The organism is Thaumasiovibrio clandestinus, from assembly GCF_047250365.1.
Taxonomy (GTDB): domain Bacteria; phylum Pseudomonadota; class Gammaproteobacteria; order Enterobacterales; family Vibrionaceae; genus Thaumasiovibrio.
In genome coordinates, this window is record NZ_JBLBVL010000009.1 from 1 (window position 1) to 24371 (window position 24371).

At 42.2% G+C, this 24371-nt stretch carries 23 protein-coding genes and 1 pseudogene; 16 read left to right on the forward strand and 8 right to left on the reverse strand.

Translation table 11 applies throughout. The features are described 5' to 3' along the window. Window positions 1–357 precede the first annotated feature (357 nt). Together ACKLNH_RS13065 and ACKLNH_RS13070 are read left to right on the forward strand one after the other, a co-directional pair. The gene (locus ACKLNH_RS13065; RefSeq protein ID WP_413112703.1) at window positions 358–2475 is read left to right on the forward strand and encodes a retron Eco8 family effector endonuclease; all 2118 of its coding nucleotides are present in this window, start codon (window positions 358–360) and stop codon (window positions 2473–2475) included. 175 nt (window positions 2476–2650) lie between these two features. Beyond that, entirely contained in the window at window positions 2651–3751 is a 1101-nt protein-coding gene (locus ACKLNH_RS13070; RefSeq protein WP_413112704.1) for a reverse transcriptase domain-containing protein, read from the forward strand. Between the two features lie 963 nt (window positions 3752–4714). Here ACKLNH_RS13070 and ACKLNH_RS13075 read toward each other — a convergent pair. Then, window positions 4715–6157 carry a DNA sulfur modification protein DndB gene (locus tag ACKLNH_RS13075; protein WP_413112705.1) on the reverse strand — a complete coding sequence of 481 codons (1443 nt, stop codon included), beginning with the start codon at window positions 6155–6157 and terminating at the stop codon, window positions 4715–4717. Between the two features lie 160 nt (window positions 6158–6317). Beyond that, complete coding sequence (locus ACKLNH_RS13080; protein WP_413112706.1) at window positions 6318–6884, reverse strand: hypothetical protein; 567 nt, start codon at window positions 6882–6884, stop codon at window positions 6318–6320. A 101-nt stretch (window positions 6885–6985) separates the two neighbouring features. On the opposite strand from ACKLNH_RS13080, the gene ACKLNH_RS13085 reads away from it, so the two are divergent. Next, window positions 6986–7291: a helix-turn-helix domain-containing protein gene (locus ACKLNH_RS13085; protein ID WP_413112707.1), complete on the forward strand. Its 306-nt coding sequence runs from the start codon at window positions 6986–6988 to the stop codon at window positions 7289–7291. 107 nt (window positions 7292–7398) lie between these two features. Here the strand turns inward: ACKLNH_RS13085 and ACKLNH_RS13090 are convergent, their stop codons facing one another. Genes ACKLNH_RS13090 through mblB form a run of 4 tightly spaced genes read right to left on the reverse strand, consistent with a single transcriptional unit; the run spans window position 7399 to window position 11379 of the window. Then, window positions 7399–7926, reverse strand: a complete 528-nt coding sequence (locus tag ACKLNH_RS13090; RefSeq protein ID WP_413112708.1) for a hypothetical protein — start codon at window positions 7924–7926, stop codon at window positions 7399–7401. Continuing rightward, the gene (locus ACKLNH_RS13095) at window positions 7916–8422 is read right to left on the reverse strand and encodes a Mov34/MPN/PAD-1 family protein (RefSeq protein WP_413112709.1); all 507 of its coding nucleotides are present in this window, start codon (window positions 8420–8422) and stop codon (window positions 7916–7918) included. Before ACKLNH_RS13095 ends, ACKLNH_RS13090 begins: the two co-directional genes overlap by 11 nt. Continuing rightward, the gene (locus ACKLNH_RS13100; protein ID WP_413112710.1) at window positions 8391–10181 is read right to left on the reverse strand and encodes a ThiF family adenylyltransferase; all 1791 of its coding nucleotides are present in this window, start codon (window positions 10179–10181) and stop codon (window positions 8391–8393) included. The genes ACKLNH_RS13095 and ACKLNH_RS13100 overlap by 32 nt, the downstream gene beginning before the upstream one ends. After that, window positions 10174–11379: an anti-phage 6A-MBL system MBL-fold protein gene (gene mblB / locus ACKLNH_RS13105; RefSeq protein ID WP_413112711.1), complete on the reverse strand. Its 1206-nt coding sequence runs from the start codon at window positions 11377–11379 to the stop codon at window positions 10174–10176. Before mblB ends, ACKLNH_RS13100 begins: the two co-directional genes overlap by 8 nt. Window positions 11380–11819: 440 nt before the next feature. On the opposite strand from mblB, the pseudogene ACKLNH_RS13110 reads away from it, so the two are divergent. From ACKLNH_RS13110 to mutM, 5 genes and pseudogenes are all read left to right on the forward strand, one after another. After that, window positions 11820–12065: pseudogene (locus ACKLNH_RS13110) on the forward strand (JAB domain-containing protein); the annotation flags it as partial. A 172-nt stretch (window positions 12066–12237) separates the two neighbouring features. Then, entirely contained in the window at window positions 12238–12474 is a 237-nt protein-coding gene (gene rpmB, locus ACKLNH_RS13115; protein WP_413112712.1) for a 50S ribosomal protein L28, read from the forward strand. Window positions 12475–12488: 14 nt separating this feature from the next. Further along, window positions 12489–12656, forward strand: a complete 168-nt coding sequence (rpmG, locus tag ACKLNH_RS13120) for a 50S ribosomal protein L33 (protein ID WP_004405486.1) — start codon at window positions 12489–12491, stop codon at window positions 12654–12656. 242 nt (window positions 12657–12898) lie between these two features. After that, window positions 12899–13387, forward strand: a complete 489-nt coding sequence (locus ACKLNH_RS13125; RefSeq protein WP_413112713.1) for a hypothetical protein — start codon at window positions 12899–12901, stop codon at window positions 13385–13387. Next, window positions 13380–14189 (forward strand): bifunctional DNA-formamidopyrimidine glycosylase/DNA-(apurinic or apyrimidinic site) lyase, encoded by an 810-nt coding sequence (mutM, locus tag ACKLNH_RS13130; protein ID WP_413112714.1) that lies wholly within the window; start codon window positions 13380–13382, stop codon window positions 14187–14189. Before ACKLNH_RS13125 ends, mutM begins: the two co-directional genes overlap by 8 nt. Here the strand turns inward: mutM and ACKLNH_RS13135 are convergent. Continuing rightward, on the reverse strand, window positions 14186–14953 hold the full coding sequence (locus ACKLNH_RS13135) for a glycosyltransferase family 25 protein (protein WP_413112715.1): 768 nt from the start codon (window positions 14951–14953) through the stop codon (window positions 14186–14188). The genes mutM and ACKLNH_RS13135 overlap by 4 nt on opposite strands. Before the next feature lie 349 nt (window positions 14954–15302). Between ACKLNH_RS13135 and ACKLNH_RS13140 the strand changes: the two genes are divergently transcribed. From ACKLNH_RS13140 to ACKLNH_RS13165, 6 genes are read left to right on the forward strand one after another with little or no spacing between them, the layout of a single operon-like run. Next, entirely contained in the window at window positions 15303–16457 is a 1155-nt protein-coding gene (locus tag ACKLNH_RS13140) for an O-antigen ligase family protein (protein ID WP_413112716.1), read from the forward strand. Continuing rightward, window positions 16454–17383, forward strand: coding sequence for a glycosyl transferase family 90 (locus ACKLNH_RS13145; protein ID WP_413112717.1), 930 nt, complete (start codon window positions 16454–16456; stop codon window positions 17381–17383). The genes ACKLNH_RS13140 and ACKLNH_RS13145 overlap by 4 nt, the downstream gene beginning before the upstream one ends. Then, complete coding sequence (gene waaF / locus ACKLNH_RS13150; protein ID WP_413112718.1) at window positions 17380–18423, forward strand: lipopolysaccharide heptosyltransferase II; 1044 nt, start codon at window positions 17380–17382, stop codon at window positions 18421–18423. The genes ACKLNH_RS13145 and waaF overlap by 4 nt, the downstream gene beginning before the upstream one ends. Beyond that, a complete protein-coding gene (gene waaA, locus ACKLNH_RS13155) occupies window positions 18420–19712 on the forward strand; it encodes a lipid IV(A) 3-deoxy-D-manno-octulosonic acid transferase (RefSeq protein WP_413112719.1) in 1293 nt (430 codons plus the stop codon). Before waaF ends, waaA begins: the two co-directional genes overlap by 4 nt. Beyond that, complete coding sequence (locus ACKLNH_RS13160) at window positions 19705–20448, forward strand: glycosyltransferase family 25 protein (protein ID WP_413112720.1); 744 nt, start codon at window positions 19705–19707, stop codon at window positions 20446–20448. The genes waaA and ACKLNH_RS13160 overlap by 8 nt, the downstream gene beginning before the upstream one ends. Window positions 20449–20458: 10 nt before the next feature. Further along, window positions 20459–21343 carry a hypothetical protein gene (locus ACKLNH_RS13165; protein WP_413112721.1) on the forward strand — a complete coding sequence of 295 codons (885 nt, stop codon included), beginning with the start codon at window positions 20459–20461 and terminating at the stop codon, window positions 21341–21343. A 10-nt stretch (window positions 21344–21353) separates the two neighbouring features. Here the strand turns inward: ACKLNH_RS13165 and ACKLNH_RS13170 are convergent, their stop codons facing one another. After that, window positions 21354–22088, reverse strand: a complete 735-nt coding sequence (locus ACKLNH_RS13170) for a 3-deoxy-D-manno-octulosonic acid kinase (RefSeq protein ID WP_413112722.1) — start codon at window positions 22086–22088, stop codon at window positions 21354–21356. A gap of 153 nt (window positions 22089–22241) precedes the next feature. On the opposite strand from ACKLNH_RS13170, the gene ACKLNH_RS13175 reads away from it, so the two are divergent. Both ACKLNH_RS13175 and ACKLNH_RS13180 read left to right on the forward strand, forming a co-directional pair. Beyond that, on the forward strand, window positions 22242–23327 hold the full coding sequence (locus ACKLNH_RS13175; protein ID WP_413112723.1) for a glycosyltransferase family 9 protein: 1086 nt from the start codon (window positions 22242–22244) through the stop codon (window positions 23325–23327). Further along, window positions 23324–24370, forward strand: coding sequence for a glycosyltransferase family 9 protein (locus ACKLNH_RS13180; RefSeq protein WP_413112724.1), 1047 nt, complete (start codon window positions 23324–23326; stop codon window positions 24368–24370). The genes ACKLNH_RS13175 and ACKLNH_RS13180 overlap by 4 nt, the downstream gene beginning before the upstream one ends. Window position 24371 lies beyond the last annotated feature (1 nt).

The following is a 24371-nucleotide window of genomic DNA, read 5'->3' on the forward strand; positions in this document are numbered from 1 at the left end:
AAAACGAGTTGCCACCGACACTAAAGCGAGTGGTAGGTAAAAGGCAAGACCCGCCCCCTATGGCTATTTAATCAATGTAAAATTGTTTGATAGATCGGTTGCTGCTCTAGGATATTAGCTCAGTGATCGTGCTTGCCTTGTTAAATCATACTACCTTCAAATAAAAAGATATTATGACAAAGAGATTGCTATTGGTATGCGGGTTTTGTTAAGCGTTTACTTCTGTTGTGATAAACCAACCAAAATAGATCCGTTGCACAAATCTAAATCAAAAGGAGATGACAAGATATAGGTTCTTAAGTGGAGAAAAATCTCTAAGGTCATGATATAGTGAACAAAAATATATTCGAGTGCATTATGACTGTACAAGCAATCAAAATTACTAACTTACTATCATTCGATGAACTGGTCGTCAATGACTTGAATGACATGAACTGTATTGTTGGTAGGAACAATGTCGGTAAATCTAATTTACTTAAAGTCTTAAAGTTTTTTTACAACAGATTAGAAGGAAAAGAAGAGTTGCCGCCCAAGCTTAACTCAAACTATTCATATAAAGGTTCGATATCAATAACCTTTGATATGACTAGAATCTTTAGAATAGCTAGGAAGCAACCAACCAACACGTATTTCGCATTCATAATTAGAAAGCTCGTTCCATTGCATAAACGAAGTATGTTTGCATTGATGCGATACGATAACGACCATACTACTTATACGTTAACGTTGAATATATATAACGATGGAAAGGTAAAGTGGTCAACAAATGATAAGCAGACGCTAAATCTGATTTTATACCTTTTCCCTTTTTTCCATATTGAACCTAGGCATATGGATCTACATGAATGGGATAGCTTATGGGATCTTGTATCACGATTGAAGTCATTCAACCTGTCAAAAATAGATGAGCAAACTATAATTGACTTTTTTGATAAGTCCATAAACGCTGATGGTGAAAGTTCATATAAAAATTATATATCCGAAATAAATAGTACGATATCCACCAAACCGAGCACACAAAAAGAAAAAGTATTAAGCTATATTAAGGCTGGCTTAAAAGGGTATCGATTTGAGATAGATGAAAGTGATCTTAAATATCACTCAGATGGTACAAATTCCTTTCATTTTGTTAAGACATTTTTAAAAATATTAATTACAATTTCACGAAGAGAATATATAACACCGTTTGTATTTATTGACGAACCTGAGCTTGGGCTTCATCCGAAAATGAATGAGGTGTTAATTCATGATATCTATAACAGCTATAAGTACAATAACGGTCGAGATCACAAAGCAATAAGACCAAGAGTGTTTTTGACTACGCATTCACCAAATATTGTAAAAGAGATAATCAAGAAATTTCGTGATAATCAACGAGTGTTTTGTTTTCAAAAGAGAAATGACTCAACAACATCAATTCATACTTTAAAATCAACGTATGATAGTGAAAGCTTTATTAACACATTTAGCGATAATGAAGCTAGATTGTTTTTTAGTGATTATATTCTATTTGTTGAGGGGGAAAGCGAATTAGAAGTATTTGGCAATATGAGGCTATCGGAGCACTTTCCACATCTAAGAAATATTGATATTTATAAGAGTAGTAGTAATGTCATCGGGGAGAGAGTTAACCCTTCTTACTCTAACTCAGCGATCCCCTACATGTTTCTCTTTGATGCTGATAAGGCTATATCATTAAAAGGTAAGCCGAATAGTTTTGAATTGAAATTACAAAAAAATGGTAATTACTTTAACTTCTGGAAGAAGACTTTAGAGGCTGAGTTTAATAAATACAAACTTGGGTTTAGTAAAAGACAAAAAGACAAGAAGGATAATGTTAAATATTTATTATCGTGTGATAAAAAGAATCTTAAAGTTGATCCTACAAAACAAGATTTCTTAAAGGAAAGTGAGTTTGACAAGGTTTTTTCCGCCGTCAAAAAGCGCCTGTTGGGAAAAGATATATATATTAATAGAACAACTTTGGAAGGGTGTTTAATTCAGAAAGGTAGTGCTGATATTCTATATGGCTGGCTAGATAAAAAGTATGGCACTAATACTCAATCCATTATAACTAGGATTAATAATAGTAAGTACGTAACTGAAGATATGTTAATCGATTATATACGAGTTATTTTCAATGGAAAGTCTAAAGCTCTTACTGACTATAGCCACTTTAATGTCGAAGCGTACAAACAAACCATGCAAAAAGGTAATAAAGTAAGCGGAAACCTAAGATACACTTCTAGACACGCTAAATTGCTAATGAGTTTGCTAGAGCAAGCCACTGTTAAAAATAAAGATCTCGAGAAAACAGACGGATGGACGACTAGCTTTATCAACTATGCTGTTGAATATGTAGAAACGCAATCTTTGCAAAAAAATCAGACATTTGGAAGTACCTTCAAGGTTTACTTCCCTGAGCTTTATGATATTATTCGTATGCTTCAACCCGATAGTAGAGGGGAGATATGAGTTTTCACGAGTATCTGAGGGCTTGCCCCTCCCACTCTTTGTTTCAGGGAGTTCGTCTTCCAGTAACTTTGAGTACAGTCCCAATAGTTACTAATCTGGTCGCGCTGATTAATGTGTCTTATAGTACACACCTACGGTGTAATAGTGTTCTTTTGTATCGGGTTGAAGCAATATAATGAATAAAAAAGTTAGTGATGAATTCTTTAATAAAGCCATCCTAAAAGGTAATGTGGCACTATTAGATGATTTTTCTACCAGTGTCATTGAACGAAAGTCTGGGGCTGATATATTTTTCGAAATATTAAAAGATTCTGATCACAAAATCGTAAATGATAGAATCACAAGGTTTGTTCTATCCAAGCTTCCCGTAAACTCTTCTGCTTGTGGGTTTATCCCTGGTAAGTCTTATTATGACTTCCTAAGACCACACATCGGTGGTTATTACTTCTTGAGACTCGATATAAAGAAGTTTTTCCACTCCATATCTGTGTTGGAAGTTAAAAACCTTCTGAGTCAGTACTTCAGTGATGATAAAAAAGGTGTCAAATACTCGGCGTTAGACATTGCTTATATGTCTATTATTCACAAAGTTAATAACAATTTCGCCGATGATGATATAAAAGGAAAAGAAATACTTCCTATTGGATTTTCGTCTTCCCCTGTCGTTTCTAATATAATTTTTAGAAGAATCGATATTTTGATCCAGAAACTGTGTGAAGATAAAGGGATTGTATACAGTAGATATGCAGATGATATGCTTTTTTCATCGAGCAAGAGTCGATACCTACATTCTGATCAGTTTGAAAGGGACATCTCTATATTTATCTCTACTCTTTCTCTTAAATTAAAAAAAAGAAAAAGAAAGGCAGTAGAGAATACTATATCGCTTAATGGGTATGTGATTCAGAACACCAAGTTAAAGAAAAACCTGTTCTTTGACGTGTACAAAGAAGATCCCATTGGTTCAATTAGACTCTCCGATAAAAAACTAAAACACTTAAAAAAACTATCTGCACTTTTAAGAAAAAATAGAGATTCTGTCTATATCATGGAGAATCTTTTTCAGTTGAACTATAACAAATTTAAAAGAACATATGGCGGAAACATAAACTTCTACATCCAGTACTCTGATGACCAGTTACAACATAAGATAAAAGGTTATCGTTCATATTTAGTTTCCTTGATTAAATACAATGAAAAATACGGATGTGTAGCCAATAACTGCATTGTCAAAGTGAAAGAGTTAGTTCGTGTTTTCGAGTCCAATATAAAATAGTTAAAGATAAAGGCGCGAGCTTAATAGCTAGCGCCTGTTGCAATCCTGCAAGAAATTTATGGGAACTAACGTGGTCAGGTTTTACCTTTTGTTTTGGTGCCTTTGGGCATACATATACTAATCCTACACACGTGCACTAGACCGAAGACTCTAACTCATTTTTGTCCAATTCTGAGTTACGGTGCATGGTTTCGCTTTGCATCGATTATTGGCACGTAGCACACCAAAGATTAATGCTAAGCTTAAAAACTTAGATTTTTTCTAACTCCCCACTTATCTAACTTTTCGTTGTTATCCATCTTAATTCCAGTACAAAAACGAGCAAAAACTTAGATGATTTAGATAAAAGTTAGATTATCGGCTTAGAAGCGTTACCAGCTCTGAATTTTCTAAGTTTTCAATCTAACTTTTAGTTACATGTACTATATTGTCTTCCGACAACTGCTGACTCTAAACATGCACTCGTTAACCTAGCCCGAAACTTAGGAATATTTCCTAAAACCTATCAGATAGTTCGAAATACAGAAACGCTTGGGTTAAGAAGGGTTGAGTTGGAGGAAAAGTCAAAGTACTGGACAAGCATAGGTGAAGAGTAGTTTATTACGGGGCTCAGTAACTTGGCTATCCCCCATTCCAAGTTGACCTACTTTTTCTAATCAGTGTAGTGTCTATTGAGCTGGGCTTATCAGTCACTTCACCCGTTTAGGGCTGTTTGACTAATTGTGGAAGAGATTAGTCAGTATCATATTGCTTAAAAGAGGCTCGAATCATTGAACATATAACTATCAATCTATGTTCAATGCACAGAATCTTCTCCAAATCCAAATCCAAATCCAAATCCAAATCCAAATCCAAATCCAAATCCAAATCCGAAACTAACCGGGATTGACTCCCGGTTGTGAGCTTCGAGAAATTACTAAACTATATAGCCTCTATAATTCGGATAAGTCTCCACATATTGCTTCATGAACTTTTATGACGGCTCTGCAAACCAAGCTGAAGACGAATCAAATCAGCTAGGCGAGGATAGGTATCATTTTGTTTGGTACTAAAAATAACCTTTTTAGTATCAGGGTCAAATCGACCCGCATCCAACGGCTTCCCTTTGGGAGGATGGACATACAAAGTCATTTTCGGTATTAAGCTAGACCACTCGGACTGTGGTTGACAAATGGCCTGCCAATGTTTGTTGTTGTGGGAAAAATCCAAAGATCCGTCTTCAATAGAAGTCCAAAGTTTGATTAACCCCTTTTTATCCTTCTTTTTAGATAGATCGTATCCAAGTTTCGCAATAGCTTTTAGCATTACTGGGTTGAGTAGCAGCGATTCACTCTCTGCATTAGGCTCTAGCACCCCTGGAGCATTTTGAACCGTTTGCCAAAATTTCAACAGAAACCCTTGGTAATTATCTAGATCGACTGGCCTGATAGATTTTGAGGATTGTTTGTTTGCAACGAGTAAACAACAAATCTGGTTTAACGTCTTTAGTTTGAGGTGTCCCCATTTGAGGTGCCCCATAGCAGTTAACTCTTTTTTAATGAACTGATTTACAGGGTCTTGGCTATCGAAATCCAATGCAGTTTCTATGCTGGCATTTTTTCCCTTCGTATTGAGGTGAACAAAATGTTGGCGTTCCTGTTCTAAACTAAGGCCCATAAAAACTTCTGCGCTTAGTGTCACCTGGTTTAGGCCTTTATCCAAAAGGGCACGCCAAAACTCCATCATCACCACAGGTACCCGACCATCAATACCGGTCGGTAAGTTGAATAAACCAGCTTTTGGATAAACGCCTTTAGCACAGATATCACGCAACCAATCGCGGATAATTAACAGCGCGTGGAATCGATGTTGGCCGTCGATGATTGAAAAAACATGGCCGCTGGCTAAAGTAATTCGAAATACTGATTTCAATTCCTGTTCATTATTTCCTTTTTTCTCAATCGGATGGTGAGGGTTCAATTCATCACCGTTTTCTCCGCAGCCACGAATATTCATAACAATCGGCTGTAAAGCTGAAAATTTGGCTTCGCCTACGTACCTAAGAGCCTCTTGAGCCTCTGGAGAAGCTGCGACTTGTGCTCTGCGTTTTTGTGCCTCTGTTTGCTTCTCCCGCTTTGCAGCCCAATCGTTTAACTGCATCGTATACATGCCCCCCAGAATGAATTTTGCTAGGGAAATAGCATGTGGTTTGTACAGTGGGCGCTGAGCGACCAGAACAGCAGCCTCGTCTTCCGAAAGATTATCATCCTCTAGGTAATGATGAAGATTGTAAACCTGAGCTCGCTCTAGTAGATCATTGAGTGTAGGCAGAAGCAAAAGCCTTGGGTTACCTAGGTTAAATCCATATAGGCCGTCAAATTGCTTAGCTGTCGAATCAATGTTTTCAAATTTAGTGAAACCTGCCATTTCTTATCCTGAACTCTGTGTTTTTTACAGTATTGATCGCCTGGTGATGATTTTCAATCCCCTGGATGTTTATTTTTATCGCCAGGGGTGTTTTATTTTAACTCCAGGGGGAATTTTTAATTAAACTTTGTATTTGTTATGCGCTCTGATTGCCAACCCCTTAAGCGCATGCATGGTCACCTTGACGTAACGGGTAGTTATCAACGAGCTTGGCTAAAGCTTCTAGATCACCTTGGATGTTGGTTGCATGCACTCGCGCTCTTACAAAAATCGTGTTGATATAGGGCCTTTCACTGGGAAAGCGTTGAATCACTTCTTGGTACTTCTCGATTTCTCTCAATGCGATGGCTTGTAAGGCTTCCAGCTCATTTCGCTCTTTTTGTAAGGTTTTCAAAAAATCAGAGTTTCCCTTGTCGACTGGCGTGTGTGAGCTAACCGAGTTCTTCAATGGCGGCATCTTTTTTGGGTAAAATTGCGCTGTATGAGCTTTGGGGGTTTTGCTATAGACCGCATTGTGAACGCCCTTCTTATCAGATTTTTTTAAGTAACCATTGAGCAAAAGACGAGAGATTTGTCTGTATGCAAACTTTCTCGCTTCGTTCTTGTCGCCTTGAATACAGCCTGCTTCCAGCAGTGCGTCTCTGAGCCCAGTAACAGTAAAATGATCTAAATCTCTTACGATCAACAGGTTGTAGATATGTTCATTTAATGCCACTGATTTCGACATCTTCAAGCTCCATACGGATTAAACTTAGGATTGCTAAGTATACAGAAATCGGTAAAACTTAGACAATCTAAGTTATCGCAGGTCTACACAATGAAGCCCCAGTGGAAAAAAATCCGATCCCAATTCGCCTCAAAGAAGCTCGCAAACGCGCTGGCATTACTCAAAAAAATCTAGGAGTGATGATTGGTATGGATGAGAGTTCAGCAAGTGGTCGAATGAACCATTACGAGAAAGGTCGTCATACTCCAGATATCAGTACTCTTAAGAAGATGGCTGACGCGCTGGGTGTGCCCTTGAACTATTTCTTTTGTGAAGACGAAGCGTCGGCGGAGCTGGCTTGTTTGATTTCGAATATGAGTGATGAGGATAAGAAAATACTTATCAATCAGCTCACAAAGCGCACATAAAGAATTGACTGGCATGAAAATGCATGACATTTCAATTTCTTAGATAAGTAGAGTCCCACTTTGACGTACTTTCTCAAACGTAGTTTTTGGAACACTACTGCTTAAGTTTACGAACCTTGCATTTGTCGGCTTCCCTTAACCTTCATCGAGCTCGATACTTGTCCTTCAAACTTCTTTAAAAAACCATCTACATTTAGGCCAGAAAAAAACGATAGAGCATACAGCAGTGTCTCTGGATGTTCTGCTGAGGTCGAACCAACTGCAACAAGACCCGCCGTGATAACAAGGTAGGTAGCGTAACCCATTAGGCCGGAAGCAATCGGTCGGAATAGATACCAAACTAACCAAACTGAATCCCATTGCTTTCTTTGACTATAATTCAAGTACACTGCTCGAAGGCAATACAAGACACCACCACTGACTCCAATTAGCACACACTCTATAATAGGTTTAATCGAGACAACCCACTTAGGGGCGCCATCTATACCAGTCAAATACCAGACCCATATGGACACAATTAACAAGGAAAGTAGGTAGACACCCACACCTAAAGCGCCACACAAATCTTTCCATGTGTAATTCTTAGGTTCTACTAGCTTTTCTGAAGCTGACGCTTGCTGTTGTTCATTTAACATTAAATCGATATTCCTTTTTGCCGTCAGTTAAGGCGACATAGCTTTGCGTGATCCCTGTTGTGCTAAGGATCAGCATGATGAAGTAATTAAGTTGATGCTGAGAGTCTAAAAAGGTACTTCGAATCGCTTGTGTGTCATCCGAAGAGGGGGTAGGTCGACTACAGGGGTGAGTATGCCAATCACCGAGATAATGCAGTCCATTTCTGAAATTCTCTTGTATTGTTTTGTTGGCTTCACGTTTATTCCATGAAAAACCAAAGCGTGACCTCTTGTCGGCTTTGCTAGGAGTAGACACAGATTGGACAGTAACGACTCCTGAGCGGATTTCTCCAAATAGAAAGCCACCTGCCTCATCTCTGTTTCCGGTTTGCTTATATTGATGCAACTGACTTATGGCTTTTTCTGAAAAATGCACCGATAGACAATCTAGTGACTGGGAGGTAAATTGAACTGGTGCCATTTTGCTAGAGGACTTTGAGGACTTTTGAACCATCATCGATCTCTCCGTATTTCTGTTCCCAACTATGACTCCATTCACCGCCTACCGAAAGCAGAAGCTTACGACTACCTATCCACACTCGGTAACTATCTGTTTGAATACCTTCACAAGCAAGCTCGGTTACGGCCTCTGCTATCATGCTATGACCGAAGCTAAGCTCTATGCCGCCATACGGTTGGAATATGCCACCACAGAAGTGGGTGGGCTTAGTAGTTCGGTGTTCGAACTTTGCACAGCTCTCTAGTAGGTCGCCAGTATTATCAAATAAAAAGCCATAACTAAAGCTGCCAGCATTATTTATATAGCAATGCGTGGCTACAGCGTGCGCTTCAGTAAAACAGAAAACAACGCAGCACATAAGTTTCCCACTTTCTATTAGCTCCTGTATAGCCTTGTCTGATGCCCATTCCGCTGTTGCACTAATAATTAAGTCACACTCTGTAGTCAGCAAGTCTATGGTCTTATCATCCTCGAACCACTCCCGACTTCCTGCATGTAGTACTTCTACCCATGGGTAGTTCCTTTCTATATGACGTTTACATGCCTCTGCTTTCTTCACACCAACGTAATTCATGCCAAGAAGGTGTCTGCCTACATTTGCGGCCTCAAGTGACTCTCCGTCACACAGCACGAACCTACTGAAGCCAGCCTTGATGAGTAATGGAAGCAAACTAGAGCCGACAGAGCCAAGTCCGATAATGCCAATGGTAGTTCCACTAGTTGTGGATAAGAAGGGGTTAGAGTCTCTACCTAGAACCCATGACGGGTCTCTTCGTTCTACATCTATACCGCGAACACCTAATTGAATACATCTAGTATCTAGGAAGCGTAGGGGGATAATGCTGTCTCTAAAGCCGTTGCCTATTGTGGTTTCGTGTAGATTGAGTTGACCTGCATGACCTCTCGTTCCTATGCCGCTAACGCAACTCATTGCTGTAATGACTGCACCATTAGGGGTGTTTGTCTGGATTAAAAACGCAGGATAGCGACGACTAGAGCCTAATACTATGGCGATTGCCTCTGCTGCCTGAACCGGATCACCGAACTGGGACTCAAGTATAGAAAGAAGTTCTCCGAGATTAGTGGGGTACTCGGATGGCTTCCAAGCCTCACTTAGATTGATAAGTAGGGTAGTTGAGCAAAACTTTTGGTTTGATTTGACCCCAATATTTGTTAGCCAGCTCTTAAGTTGCTCCTCTGTGTCGGCAAAGACAGTGCCTCTATTGCTGTCATACGCCACATGGATCTTACGAGTTGTAAGGATTTTGACGTTGCATAGGCTCGTGGCTTTTTTTTCTTTTGGCGAGGCTTTAAACGATCGACTCCAGTAACTTAGCAATCCAGTGCTAAAGTCATCATCGAGGTTTCCGGAAATTGTCTCTTCTATCAGTAAATGACTATCTTTGATCAAGTGCTCAACATAAGTAATGTCTCGCGGATCAAAAGACACCTCATCACCCCAAACGCAAAGCTTCCCGTGCTCTTCAACGTGTGTGTACTTTAGGACTTCCAGCTTAGGGTGTGTGTAGATATGAGGCGCACAGAAAGGGAAGCTTGGTCTGGCTGCCACTATCAATTGGATTGCCTTGCCATCTTCTGGGTGTTTAATGTCGGTTTGTATGCGCCAATTTGCCGCATACAGGCTTGAGGGTATCCCCAAGCCCTGCAAATCCTTTTCGGGTATTCGTTTAGCCGAGTACCTTGTGAAAAGGAGTTGACCTAACGCATCAATAGAATTTGCGCGTTCATTACGCATATGTGCGTTTTCCGGCTTTTTTAACTGCTGTAGGATTTACAACCTTAGAGAAGTTACGTGCTTCGGACTTTGTTGTCTTCGTAGGCTTGTTGTTGGCAAAAGTTATGAGTAGTGAGTTCGGATTACCATCACTATCTTTACCTTGCTCAGCAACAGCTAAAAACTTCCCACCTTTATTATCAGTTAGGATTTTTTCGTACTCATTCCTAGCTAATTGAGAGGGTGGGGTTGAGTTACCGAATTCGTGACTGCTGCAAAGAGTTAATGCATCTTCGTTGGCAAAGCTCAATGCAGCACGAGCAGACGCATTTAGTTGTGGGTCATCGCATTTTGACTCGCTGTCATTAGATAGTGAACGCCAAGAGCAATGGTGTGGTGCAAGCAGAACATCGTAAGCAAGCTCATGAAGTTGCAATGTCGATTCAAGTTTGTCGTGAAGTACCTCCCAGCACTTAACCTCCGCATCACCACCGATGAGGAAAGATTTTGTACAGGTTGCATTGTAGTGAAGGTCTTCATCATAGAATGTGTGGTCTAAATCGAAACGGATAATAGCACTGGAGTTATTCTTTGTTAGTTCCTCTTCGTCTTCAGCAACTTCTTGCTTGTCGGCAGGTCCAAGCAAATAGGCGTTGAGTGATTGATCATCAATACCGGACATGTGGCCGAATGAAGTGTAAAGCTCAGCTACAATAGACTGAATGTCATCAGTTTTGCCATCTTCATCAGAAGACAAGGTGATAACGCGATTACCATCGCCGCCGATACAGCCGCCTTCACGGTAAAGCTTAACTCGACGTTTTACTTCTGTGTTGAATTTAACTGCATCGTCGCAAAGAGTGTTGTTGCCATCACAGCCTGTTGCAGTCGCGCGACGGAATACACGAGGAGAAGACCAAATTTCATTTATACGAATCTTAGTTGAGTTGTCACCCCAATCATCTGGATTGCCTCTATAAAACATCGTGTTGAAGCCTGTTATGTGGTCTTTGTCTGGATGCGTGAGAACAAAAACGTCAACGTAAGGGCGACCTTTACCGTCAGTGTTTAGGCGGTCTTTTAGCCTTTCCTCTAGGAAGTCGTAATCAGAGCCGGACTTGCGATAGCAGTCAATTAGAATTGTTTTGCCATTTGCTGTAGTGATTAGGGTCATATCTCCGTTACCAACGGGAAAAACCTCAATTGATGGTAGTGTCATAACTTACTCCATTAAAAAGAAGGAGGTAGAGGTGTTAAGTTATTTAAAAATCAAACACAACGCCTGAAAACTATAACTTCGATACGCTTTTTACTATTCCATTAGATACTTATGAGAAAAGAAATCATAATTTTTTTTTGTAACCTGAGAGATCTATCGTGTTGGTTAAAGGAAATGGTTGCCAGAGGAACACTATCAAGATTGAACACAATGTTAAGTTGTTTTCATACTTGTGGTTATTCATGAGCTTCTAATTTAGCAAAGTCACTGATTCATTAGTGTCCAGAACTTCGTTAGAACAGCTCTAACGTTATTGTCTTCTGACAATTAGTGGCTAATATCATCGCTGGGAATAGTATGATTTATAGTAGATGTACTATTTGTAAGTAATTGTTTTTGGCTGGTATTTGTTTTAATGGTAGGAGGGTGTGGGTGCTAATCAGGGAACCCTTGATTCAGCCTCGGTTTATCCGCGAGAAGTGGTAAAAAGGTCATTGGAATTTAATGCTGCAGCGTTGATTTTAGCGCATAATCACCCGTCAGGCGTCGCAGAGCCTAGTCAAGCAGATCGCAGAATAACTCGAAGAATCAGTGATGCATTAGCGCTCGTAGATATTCGGCTGCTAGATCATTTTGTCATCGGAGACGGGGAAATTATTTCCTTTTCTGAGCGTGGTTGGCTGTAATTTCTTCGGAAATCGACTAAAAAGTGCAGAAAGGATCTGCTCGGGACTTGAGCAACTGCTTCTTACTTAGTATAATGCGCGACCTTTGATAGCCCGAGTTAAGTTCTAACAGCTGTTAGTTCAAAGATAATTAGGGTTGATATCGAGCTGAAACGATTTGGAGAAGACAGCAATGTCCAAAGTATGCCAAGTAACTGGCAAGCGTCCTGTAACGGGTAACAACCGTTCGCACGCGCGTAATGCCACCAAGCGTCGTTTTCTGCCGAACCTGCAAACTCATCGTTTCTGGGTAGAAAGCGAAAAACGCTTCGTTAAACTTCGTCTTACCGCCAAAGGTATGCGTATCATCGACAAGAAAGGCATTGATGCCGTTCTTGCTGAAATGCGTACCCGTGGTGAGAACGTTTAAGAGGATTCTGAACCATGGCTAAAGGCATTCGTGAGAAGATCCGCCTAGTATCATCTGCTGGTACTGGTCACTTCTACACTACTGACAAAAACAAGCGTAACATGCCGGGCAAATTTGAGATCAAGAAATTTGATCCAGTTGTTCGTAAGCACGTTATGTACAAAGAAGCAAAAATCAAGTAATTGATTTTTCTGACTTGTTGAAAAAAACCCGGTCTTACCGGGTTTTTTTATATCTGCTATCTATGACGGCTTACAAAGAGTGATAGATAAACCTTGCTGATATCGCATCAGCATGCCCTTCTCGCACCTCGCACCTCGCACCTCGCACCTCGCACCTCGCACCTCGCACCTCGCACCTCGCACCTCGCACTATCACCTTATACGTTTCCTTGCTACGATGGTTTTATAGATTAGGAGGTGTCATGGGATTATCACGACGCGGCTGGAATAATGTTCTGATTATCGGCGCGTTACTCTTTATGGCCGCAGTACAGCTGCCGGAGTTAGTACGTCAGCGCAATGCGCAGCACCAAGATGACGCGGCCATACAGCACTTGTTGCCGAACAATGTACAGATCGAGCAGTTGATTTTTGCTCAGGTGGTGATAGGTAAAGATGATGTTGGACAGTGGCATGCTGACCCTAAAATTACTATCTCTGCGGCTGAATTGGTTGAGCGCTGGGGTGCACTACAGGGAACGCCTATTTCTGACGAGGTTGTCGATCAACTGCAGGTTCAATATCTCGTTCCTCAATCGGTTGAGGTGTGGCTAAAGGGACGTGACGAACCCGTTAGAATCACCCTCTATGAGCTACCGCAGTTTTGGCTGATGCGTACGTCACGGTCAGGATGGGTCGCCATTTCTGTCGAGCGAAATTACCTTTTCCCGTTTGGAGATGAGGATGCCTGAACTACCTGAAGTGGAAGTGACCCGACGTGGTATTACGCCGCACGTCTTAAACCAACGCATTGAGAAGCTGGTTGTACGGCAACGTCAGTTGCGCTGGCCGATCCCAGAAGAGCTGAGCGAGATTGAAGGCGACATGATTCAAGGGGTGTCTCGTCGCGCGAAGTATCTGCTGCTGCATACAAATAAGGGCTGCGTCATTATTCACCTTGGTATGTCAGGCAGTTTACGGGTATTGCCGTCATCAACGCCACCAGACAAGCATGATCATGTTGATTTGTATCTAGGCAGTGGAGAAATGCTGCGTTATAACGATCCACGTCGCTTTGGCGCTTGGTTGTGGCAAAAAGAGGGCGAAAAACATATCTGCCTTGAACGGCTGGGACCTGAGCCATTAGAAGAAGGGTTTAATCCGACGTATCTTCTTGCTCAAGCTAAGGGAAAGCGTGTCGCGATAAAAGTGTTTGTGATGACCAACCAGCACGTGGTGGGGGTGGGGAACATCTATGCCACAGAAGCGCTCTTTATGGCGTGCATTGATCCGCGGCGCGCAGCGGGTAGCTTAACCTTGTCAGAGATGACGACCTTGGTGGCAATGATCAAGCAGGTGTTGGCCCAAGCGATTACCCAAGGTGGCACAACACTGAAAGACTTTCAACAAGCGGATGGCAAGCCGGGGTATTTTGCGCAGGAGTTACTGGTGTATGGTAAAAAAGGTCAACCATGCCCCTGTTGTGATGCGCCGCTAGAAGAGGCAAAGCTCGGCCAGCGGGCATCGGTATTTTGTCCGTTTTGCCAGCGTTAGCCGATCCAGAATTTACTTGGACGATATTCACGGCCTAACTTGAAGAGATGATAGATATTGGTAGCAAGGTTTAGCACCATGTTACGGGCTTTATTGAGCAGCTTCATCAGTGCAAAGTAGTAATTCTTACTGCCTTTGCGCTTTCTGTCGCCAATCACTGAAGGCAGGTTACCGCCCCATAAGCCTGCATTATTAAAGCCAAAAATCGTCTGTTTATGAATCCAAGCATTGCGTAGAAACACGTCGACCGGATAATCAAAGTTCAAGCTATGTTTGATAAATGCCCGCGCTGTTTCTGGAGAAATCGCGTATCCCGTCATGCATTGTGGGATTTTTAAGTATTTCACTAAACGGTGCTCATCTACCGTGCGCACTTGATAGAACATATCATGATTATCCGCGTTCTCGAGGCGAATATACCCACAGTGGGCGATGTTCTGTTTTGCAATCTCTAAGCTTTTAAGGAAAACAGCCGCATCCACATTCAAGTCATCTTCAAAGATAATCACGGGCTCGTTGAGCTCGACGCACTTCTGCCAAGCTAAAAAGTGGCTGGCGTAACAGCCGATTTCGCCCATAGCGGCAGGGCGGCCCATATTGCATTGAAATTGGCGATCGCGGTAGCGCTCAAGTAGTGGGTGTTGTTCAGTCCTTGCATCAACCCCGATGAGAAACTCAAATCCTTTCGGCAGGCAGGATAATCGCTCTTGGATCAGTTTTTGGCGCTCTGTACTCGCGTTTAATGTGATGACAAATGACTTCATTTTTGACTTCTTGCTGGACGGAAAAACGACAGGATAGTGATGCGGCTTTCTTCTGTCTGTATTTTGTTATTGATAAGTGTAACAATATATTTCTGAGTGACGATTGGCAAATAGATGTTAGAACAATTGCAGAATAGCGGGGCTATTTTGCAATTGTTAAACTCAACAAGCTCATACCACATTGGTTGGAATTCTTAGTACTTCTATCTAATTGTTGCATGTATAATGACCCGTTTGGATGAGATTTAGATGTGTTCTGTTTAAGGGCATTTTTTGGTCGTATGTTTGTAGGTATCTAAGGGTACTAAAAAATGCTTGAGTGGGGAAAATGAGGCATAAAACTAACGCTTTGAATAAAGTAGTGATGTATTTACCATTAGCGTGGATGCTAGTGATGATGACAACGAAAGGGCAAGCGGATAAACCTCTAGTTGCTATTGTGCTAGTTACTATTTTGACTGTCTTTTTTTCTGAACATCGAAAAGGTATTGTTCAGCGTTGTGACGCGCCATGGGTGAAAATGCTATTCATGTCGGCACTTTTCGGCACTATCTCTTATTGGGCGCATGGTTATTCATCCCAGGAATTAAGGGCAACAATGATTGCGCTACTATTTTGTGTCGGAATCCCTTTCGGGCTCTACTCAATGCGCGTAATGCAATACTTTCTCACATCAGGAGCTTTAGTGAGTCTCTGTGTTGGGCTTATGACGTGGAATGGAGAGGAGTTTGTTCGTAAACTTTGGCCTGTTAACCCTATTATAGCTGGTACATTGATCGGCATTACATGTGTGCTGGGGGGGGCTTTTTTAATTACAGCAAAAGATAATCGATATCGGACGCTCAATGTTCTCACCATAGCAATTTCGTTAGCTGCGCTCATGTTAACTCAATCTAGAGGTCCGATCTTGGCTGTACTTCCTGTTATTTCAGTGCAATTGTGGGTAGCGTTTACTCGGCATACACTTAATAAAAAGTATCTATGTACCACGATATTGGTACTACTGTGTGGTGTTGTTTTAACGCTCCCTGTGATGACTGACCGGATACAACGAACAATACATGAAGTTGCAACAATTCATGAGAGTCATTCAAAGAACAATATCTCATTGCGCACAGATATGTACAAGTTGGGCCTTCATATGATTAAAGCGCGCCCACTTGAAGGGTACGGTTACACCTATCGAGATAGTGCTGTACTTAATAACCTTCCTTCTGAAGTCGTACCTGAGCATATAATTGTACACTTTCACAATATGTTTATTGATAAATGGGTAGTTTCCGGCATTTTGGGTTTTGTCATTATGATGTTCTTTTATATATATCCATTAAAATTGGCATGGCGAGTGAGAGGTGATTTCTTTTGGCTGTTAGTGTCACCTGTCGCCTATATTATTCTGGCATCATTAACGGATGTGCCGCTTAGAAATGGTGCGACTTGTGTAACATATCTATGCCTCATGGGGATAATAGTCGCGAAAGCAAAGGAGAGTGAGATCGAATGAAATTGTTTTACTATTTAAAGCACCTCAAGTTAGCTCTACTTCCATCTGCTTTTTTCCAGCAACAAAGAAAAGCCCTTGAAGTAAAGTGCCAGGGTCAGGCTAACTATATTGAACAACGGGTTGATTATTACGTTAAACAACGTACTTCTTTTGAGTTGCCTGTCGATGCTGCCACTATTGGTAATTACAAGCGTCGTGGTTTTACCTCATACTATTTTGATCTAAAAGAATTTCTCTACTATTTTCCTCGTAATTTCAAATTAGCTTACTACTTTGGTGATGAGACACACATTGAGCCGCAGCCGACGCTATTTAAAGCGCGGCCGATCGAAGGTGATAACGCAAACTCAGTGTTGTTTAAGCTGGATAAGCGCCGCCACTTTCAGTTTGTCAAAGATAAGTTAGCTTTTGCCGAAAAAAAGGATATGGCTGTGTTTCGTGGGGCGGTGACCCAGCCTCACCGTCTTCGTTTTATGCAGGCCATGTTTGGGCACCCATTGATCGATGCAGGCCAATCGAATGCTTGTGAAACACATCCAGAATGGCAGCAGCCCTTTATGTCCGTAGAGGAGCAGCTTCAATATAAGTTCCTCATTTGCCTTGAAGGCAATGATGTCGCTTCAAACTTAAAGTGGGCAATGTCATCTAACTCTCTGGTGATTACCCCGAAAATGAAATTTGAAACTTGGTTTATGGAAGGGACGCTACAGCCTGGTGTGCATTATGTTGAAGTGGCTGATGATTACAGCGATCTGGAAGAGAAGCTAAATTATTATTTGGCAAACCCACAAGAAGCAGAAAAAATCATTGCGAATGCGCACGCCTATTTGGTGCCGTTTCAAGATCCTGCGTTAGAGCAACTGGTGTGTATTAAAACACTAGAGCGTTATTTTGAGTTATCTGGTCAACATAAGGCTGTGAAATGAAGATTTTAATTGTCGGCCCGTCGTGGGTCGGGGATATGGTGATGTCGCAGGGCCTGTACATCACATTAAAGCAATTGCATCCCGAGGCAGAAATTGATGTGCTAGCACCCGCTTGGTGCAAGCCCATTCTAGAGCGTATGCCTGAAGTTTCTCAGGCACTTGAGATGCCATTAGGGCATGGTCAGTTTGATCTGAAAACCCGTTATCAACTGGGCGTGGCACTGCGCCAAGCTCACTATGACGCAGCGTATGTTCTGCCTAACTCTGCCAAGTCTGCTTTGATCCCGTTTTTTGCGAAAATCCCATCTCGAACTGGTTGGAAAGGCGAGATGCGTTATGGGTTGCTGAATGATGTGCGTTCAAATAAAAAAGCGTTTCAGTACATGCTCGAGCGTTATGTGGCGCTAGCACATCCAAAATCAGCGATGACCGGAACGGGTTGTCTAGGTGCTTTGGCTGATTTACCGCGTCCTTGTTTAACCATCAGCGCCCAGCAAGCTGAGACAAAAGAGAAATTTGCACTAACTAGTTCGCGTAAGGTGATTGGGCTGTGTCCTGGCGCTGAATTTGGCCCCGCAAAGCGTTGGCCAGAAGCGCATTTTGCCGAGGTGGCGACGGCCTTAATTGAAGCTGGTGAGCAAGTGTGGCTATTTGGTTCGCAAAAAGACCGAGAAGTTACTGATGCGATAGTGAATGCCGTGCCTGCAGCGCTGCGCCAGCATTGCCACAATTTGGCGGGAATGACGTCACTGACAGAAGCATTAGATTTGATCGGTGCATGCCATACCGTGATCAGTAATGATTCTGGCTTGATGCATGTGGCCGCAGCCGTGGGTTGTAATGTCGTGGCAGTGTATGGATCAAGCTCGCCCCAATATACGCCACCATTAACTGACAAGTTAGCCATATTAAATACCGAGATTGTTTGCCGTCCGTGCTTTCAACGAGAGTGCCCGAAAGGACACCTGAAATGCTTAACTGATCTCGAACCGCAACGCGTCATTGACGCGGTGCAAAGGTTGCAGGAGCGCATTTTGTGATAGTGCGTGGACTCTATACGTTAATATTGGCATGTTTTAGCCCGATATTATTGTGGGGGTTGTATCGAAAGAAAAAGGGCAAGCCATCGATTGGCAAGCGCTGGGTTGAACACTTTGGTAAAACGCCAGCGGTTAAAGGTCGTCCAATTTGGGTGCACGCCGTTTCTGTCGGTGAAGTCTTAGCCGCTAAATCACTGGTGGCAGAGATTCAAGCGACTTATCCTGATGCGCCGCTGCTAATTACCACCACGACAAGTACTGGCGCCGAACAAGCTAGCCGTTTGCCAGGCCAAGTCATTCATCGTTATATGCCCGTGGATTTTTCGTGGTGTGTCCGTGGCTTTTTAAAAGCAGTATCACCACGGTGCCTACTCATCATCGAGACAGAGTTGTGGCCAAATACTTTGCATCAAGTAAAACGCGCCAAAATTCCTGTGGCGCTAGTCAATGGTCGCTTGTCGGTACGCTCTTACCAAGGCTATGCTCGCTTGCGTGCACTGATCACGCCACTATTGCAGCGACTAGATCTGATTTTGACTGTGCATAAAGCAGATGCTGAGCGCTTTATCTCCTTAGGTGCTGAGAGTCAGAGAACAATGGTTACTGGTTCGATTAAGTTTGATAGCCAACCCAACCCAGAAGCCGTCGCACAAGGCCGTACTTTACGTCAGCGTTTAGGTGGCGAAGCACGCCAAGTCTGGATTGCAGCGAGTACGCACCAAGGGGAAGATGAGATTATTTTAGATGCGTTTTTGCAGTTAAAACAGCAAGTGCCAAGCGCTTTGCTCGTTTTAGTTCCTCGTCACCCAGAGCGGTTTCATACTGTTGAGCAACAAGTGCGACAAAAAGGGTACTCCGTAACAAAGAAAACCGAGTTTAAAGCCAGCGTATTGGCACCCCACATCGATGTTTTCCTTGGTGATACCATGGGAGAAATGATGCCAATGTTGGCCGCCAGTGATGTGGTCTTTATGGGGGGGAGCCTATTAGGTGCGAAGGTGGGAGGGCATAATTTTATTGAGCCTGCTAGCTTGTCGTTACCCATAGTTACCGGTTCAAGTTATTTTAATTTTGCCGATTTGGCACAACAGCTGATCGAAGCGGATGCCTTGACGGTTTGTGACACCGCCAGTGATATTGCGACAGAGACTGCTAATTTATTACAAGTACCGTCGCGACGCCAAGCGCAAGGGGTTGCAGCATTGCACGTTGTCGAACAAAACCGAGGAGCAATTCAGCGCACAATGCTGCAATTGACTTATGTTATTGAGAGAAATACCGATGATTAAGACCTTTATTATTCATGTCAGTAAAGGCTATGAAGAGAGACGCAAGCACATTGATACTCACTTGCCTGAACGCGGTATCACAGAGTATGAATACATGCTACGCGGTGATATCGATGACTTGTCTGATTCTGTGCGCAATGAGTTTTTTGCAGATAACCTAACACTGGCACAAAAGTCTTGTACTTATAAGCATTATTTGGTTATGAAAAAGGTAGTGAAAGAACGAATTCCACAGGCTTTAGTGCTGGAAGATGACGCTTTGTTGGTCGACGGGTTTGTTGAAAAGCTAGCGTTGCTTCGAGAAGAGCTGACTGACAAGCGAAACTATATTGTTAACATAGAAGAAGCTTCAAACTCTGTTCCGTGGAGTGTGCGCATTGATGGTCAACTTTTATATCCTTGCAAAGTTAATAAGCTGGGAGGAGGTTTATTCTTTGATTTAGCTTTTGCTGAAAAAATTGTTACCTTTATTGAGTCACAGATAATTGATGCACCAATCGATGGTTTACTTGGTAATGTCAGGGATATTGTTGGTTATAATTTAATGTGGAGCCAACCTTCTTTGGTTGTGCAAGGGAGCAAAAATGGAATGTTTGCTAGTGAGCTAAGCCAAGAGGCTCAAGGAATTGCCCCTTATTTAAAGAGTTTGTTTAAAGATAATTACCGCAAACACGTAAGGTCACACATAAGTAAGAAGCAAAAGATGCTATTTATAGATGTTAAACATCATGATTAGAGAGGGTTAAATGTCAACAGAGTCTGAATGCCGCTACTTGGTGTATGTTATTTATGGGCATGATGAAACATATTATCAGGGAGCGCGCTTTGGCATCTTATCTTTTCTGTCTCACTGGGAAGGGGGTAATCCTCCACAAGTTGTAGTTCTGACTGAGTGCCCTGAAAAGTTTGAAGGGATGCCAATTGATATTATTGGATTGTCTAATCAACAGATTAGGGAGTGGAGCTTAGATGGTGCATATCGATTTAGAATTAAAAATCGTGCATTACACTTTTTCATTACATCTAGAAGTTTAAGTGAGCAAAGTAAAATTTTGTTTATGGACACTGACTTTTACTTTAGTCAGGCGACAAATATTTTTTATGAGCACATAACAGATCAACAAGCGTTGATGTTTTTCCCTGAAACAAGTATTTCCAACTTGCCTGATGATAATGAATATGCTGTGTTGCGGCAACGGGACTTTGTTATTCAAGGAAAGCAGTATAGAGTTACTGAACAATCCATGATGTGGGCTTCTGCTGTAATTGGTATAACACCTCGGATGATTGAGGCTTTGGAGTATGCGGATCAGCTGATTTTAGCTTTCAGGAAAGCAGGTTGTATGGCACATACGTTGGAGCAATTTGCTTTATCAGAAGCATTAAGTCGTAACGTTAACTTACGAGAAGCAAAGCCTTGGGTACAGCATTATTCTACCAGTGGTCGTAAAGACTATGCTCGAAAAGTACTGCAACGCTTTTTTTCTCGGTATGGCAGCTCACCGTTTGAGGTACAGGTCACAGCATCTAGAGGTGTGAATTTTCGCCGTACCCTAGTGGCCGTTGTTCAGGGGCATATTTATAAAAAGAAAAAGAAATTGCGCAAACTACTTGGCCTGCCAGAAGAGTGATGGCGTTTTATCATTTTGTATTAGAGTTGTAGCTCTGCAAAAGTATTTGCCAGTCTTTTCTGCTAAAAGCAATTTGGGATTTGTCTTTCTCTTTGTAAAAGGATCGTGCCAGTCTGTCTAGGTTGGTCTTTTTCCAATGATTACCTTGCATAATATTGCACTTATCGAAATCAATTAACCAGATCTGTTGGTGGTCATCGAGTAGGATATTGTGTGCATTGAGATCAGTGTGATTCACCTGTGCATCATGAAGGCGACGAATGACATGACCTATGGTCTTCCATATGGCTTGTGGTAGAGAGGTTTCTTGTAATACAGCGACTAAGTCCCGAGAGTTCGGTATTTTTTCTGTCAGAATATCTGCAGTATATATAGCCCCCAAGCGTATGACCCGAGCTGCTGCTGGCTGAGGGACTGGCACCTGATTGGCGTGCAGGTGGACCAATAGAGAAAACTCTTTAAAAGCACGTGTTTGATTTATATCTTTAGGCATTAAGTAACTGTCATGAACCAGTTTGCCAAATAGTCCGCCACGATAGTAATGGCGAAGAGCAAAATCACTCTGTTTTCCCTGTACAAACCAAGTGATACCTCGGCCTTGTGCGCTACCTAGAACTTTATCTTGTTGTTGCCAGTATTGAATATCAAATACTTTCTCAGGTGGCTCTGTTAGAAGACTTGAGTTAAAACAAATGGTTATGTTATCCCGCTGAACGGTTTTTGTAAGAATTGAGTTCGGTTGCATAAGCAGTTAATGTGAAGTTATTGCGCTATCATAGCAAAAATATTATAGAGAGTATTCTGCTATTTCTAGGTCATGATCGGGTAGCTAGCTACATTATCACGCTCATTTTGTGGCATACTAGTGGTCATTTGTCTTAACTTACATCATTTCTTTATGTCATCGTTTGCATTTGAAAAAATATTGGTTATTGCAACGCATTGTATTGGTGATAGCTTGTTATTGTCGGCGTACACGCGAAGCCTGCGCAACGCTTATCCTCAAGCACAGCTAGATGTGCTTGTGAACGAGCGGGGACGAATGGTGTTTGAAGGGAATGCCGATATCAGTAACTTGGTCATTATTCCGTCTCGCCCAAAACTTCGTGACTACCTTCGTCTATTTAAGGTGCATGGACGTTATGACTTGGTTGTCAATGAAATGCTGAATGATCGCACTGCTATTTATAGCGCGCTCTTTGGTAAGGTGCGGTTGGGAGCAGTGGATCTAAAGTCCTCAACTGCTTGGATGAAACAGCGAATCTATCAGTACTATATTATTGAGCGTAATAACTATGAGCATAAGATGAGCCGATGCGCAAGAATGCTTGGTTTAATCAATGTTGATGTGATACCTCACCTTGTCTCTCCTGAAGCAACTTTACCTAAACATGTGCAGTGTAAACTTTCAGAAGATTACATTGTGGTGCATACGCCTTCTTCTAATGAGATCAAGCAGTGGCCAGTGGAGCACTGGCACGAGATGCTAAATTATTTGTTGGATGATGGTTATCAGTTGGTATTGACTGGCGCTGACATTTCTCGCGATCGTCAGATTGCTAGTGCAGTGATTGATGGTATTCGAGATCGCACAGGCTGGATTAGTTGTGTAGGAGAGTTATCTTTGGCACAAACATCTACGGTTATCAAAAATAGTCGTGGTTTTATTGGTCCAGATAGTGGGCCTGGCCATTTGGCATCAGGTTATCTTGTTCCATTGATCTCGTTAATTAGCGTAGCACCTGCGAGTCTGTGGTCTCCTTGGCCATACAATCATCCCGTGAATACAGAGACAAACCTATATCAAAACCGTATTCCTGTGCAGGTGGTGGGTAATGTGGCCGTGCTGCAGTCAACACGAGATTGCGTTCCTTGTTACGGTAATAAATGTCGTATCAGTCATGATCATTACTCACCATGTTTGGTTGATATAAGTCCCAAACAAGTGATTAATACTGTGCGTAAAATGATGCCGCTGAGATGAAGATGATTAAACAAACGCTCAAATCGATATGCATACTGAGACTTTCAGCGATTGGTGATGTGTGCCATGCCGTAGCAATAGTCCAAGCAATTCAACGGCAATATCCAAAAGCTAAAGTTGTCTGGATTATGGGTACGGTAGAAGCGCAATTGCTGGCAGACTTGCCCGGAATTGATGTTGTCGTATTTGACAAGTCCCTTGGTTGGCGTGGGATGAAAGAAGTGTGGCATGCCTTGAAAGGACATCGTTTTGATGTACTGTTGCATATGCAGGTAGCACTAAGGGCTAGCGTATTATCGTTAGGAATTAAGGCTAAACAGCGAGTTGGTTTTAGTTGGCAAAGGGCTAAAGAGGGGCAATGGCTATTTACCAACCGTAAACTACCATCTTCAAACTCTCTTCATGTGCTTGATAATTTTGCTGACTTCTCTCGTTATTTGGGCGTTAAATTTGAAAGGCCGCAGTGGTTTATTCCATTGTCTGATAGCGATATTCAGTTTGCAACAAAACAGGTCACGCCTCCCGCTTTGGTTATTTGCCCTTCAGCCAGCAAAGAGGAACGTAATTGGTTGGTGGAGCGCTATGCAGCGATTGCAGATCACGCTCATCAACGAGGTTTACAGGTTGTGCTATGTGGTGGTCCGACAGAACGGGAGAAATTGCTTGCTAGTGCGATTAGCAATGAATGTGGTTTTTCTCCGGTTGATCTCGTTGGCAAAACCTCACTGAAGCAATTAACCGCAGTGTTACAACGTGCAAGTGTGGTGCTTTGTCCTGATTCTGGCCCTGCCCACCTAGCCACAACTCAGGGAACGCCAGTTATAGGTCTATATGCGCATAGTGATCCCCGCCGCACTGGACCGTACTTATCATCAGCAACCACCATATCGGTCTATAGAGAATTAATTGAATCTCAGACAGGAAAAGCATTAGAGGAACTGCCTTGGGGAACTCGTGCGAAAGGGCAAGATTTGATGGCGAACATAGAACTTCAACCTGTCATTACTGTGTTGGATGACTTGATAGATAAAACAATTATTTAGA

Coding starts and splice junctions, on each gene's coding strand:
- rpmG (WP_004405486.1), top strand. CDS start 12,489: ATGGCTAAAGGCATTCGTGAGAAGATCCGCCTAGTATCATCTGCTGGT.
- mutM (WP_413112714.1), top strand. CDS start 13,380: ATGCCTGAACTACCTGAAGTGGAAGTGACCCGACGTGGTATTACGCCG.
- ACKLNH_RS13170 (WP_413112722.1), bottom strand. CDS start 22,088: ATGCAACCGAACTCAATTCTTACAAAAACCGTTCAGCGGGATAACATA.
- ACKLNH_RS13065 (WP_413112703.1), top strand. CDS start 358: ATGACTGTACAAGCAATCAAAATTACTAACTTACTATCATTCGATGAA.
- ACKLNH_RS13180 (WP_413112724.1), top strand. CDS start 23,324: ATGAAGATGATTAAACAAACGCTCAAATCGATATGCATACTGAGACTT.
- ACKLNH_RS13070 (WP_413112704.1), top strand. CDS start 2,651: ATGAATAAAAAAGTTAGTGATGAATTCTTTAATAAAGCCATCCTAAAA.
- ACKLNH_RS13135 (WP_413112715.1), bottom strand. CDS start 14,953: ATGAAGTCATTTGTCATCACATTAAACGCGAGTACAGAGCGCCAAAAA.
- ACKLNH_RS13145 (WP_413112717.1), top strand. CDS start 16,454: ATGAAATTGTTTTACTATTTAAAGCACCTCAAGTTAGCTCTACTTCCA.
- ACKLNH_RS13175 (WP_413112723.1), top strand. CDS start 22,242: ATGTCATCGTTTGCATTTGAAAAAATATTGGTTATTGCAACGCATTGT.
- mblB (WP_413112711.1), bottom strand. CDS start 11,379: ATGACACTACCATCAATTGAGGTTTTTCCCGTTGGTAACGGAGATATG.
- ACKLNH_RS13165 (WP_413112721.1), top strand. CDS start 20,459: ATGTCAACAGAGTCTGAATGCCGCTACTTGGTGTATGTTATTTATGGG.
- rpmB (WP_413112712.1), top strand. CDS start 12,238: ATGTCCAAAGTATGCCAAGTAACTGGCAAGCGTCCTGTAACGGGTAAC.
- ACKLNH_RS13090 (WP_413112708.1), bottom strand. CDS start 7,926: ATGTTAAATGAACAACAGCAAGCGTCAGCTTCAGAAAAGCTAGTAGAA.
- ACKLNH_RS13100 (WP_413112710.1), bottom strand. CDS start 10,181: ATGCGTAATGAACGCGCAAATTCTATTGATGCGTTAGGTCAACTCCTT.
- ACKLNH_RS13125 (WP_413112713.1), top strand. CDS start 12,899: ATGGGATTATCACGACGCGGCTGGAATAATGTTCTGATTATCGGCGCG.
- waaF (WP_413112718.1), top strand. CDS start 17,380: ATGAAGATTTTAATTGTCGGCCCGTCGTGGGTCGGGGATATGGTGATG.
- ACKLNH_RS13080 (WP_413112706.1), bottom strand. CDS start 6,884: ATGTCGAAATCAGTGGCATTAAATGAACATATCTACAACCTGTTGATC.
- ACKLNH_RS13095 (WP_413112709.1), bottom strand. CDS start 8,422: ATGATGGTTCAAAAGTCCTCAAAGTCCTCTAGCAAAATGGCACCAGTT.
- ACKLNH_RS13075 (WP_413112705.1), bottom strand. CDS start 6,157: ATGGCAGGTTTCACTAAATTTGAAAACATTGATTCGACAGCTAAGCAA.
- ACKLNH_RS13160 (WP_413112720.1), top strand. CDS start 19,705: ATGATTAAGACCTTTATTATTCATGTCAGTAAAGGCTATGAAGAGAGA.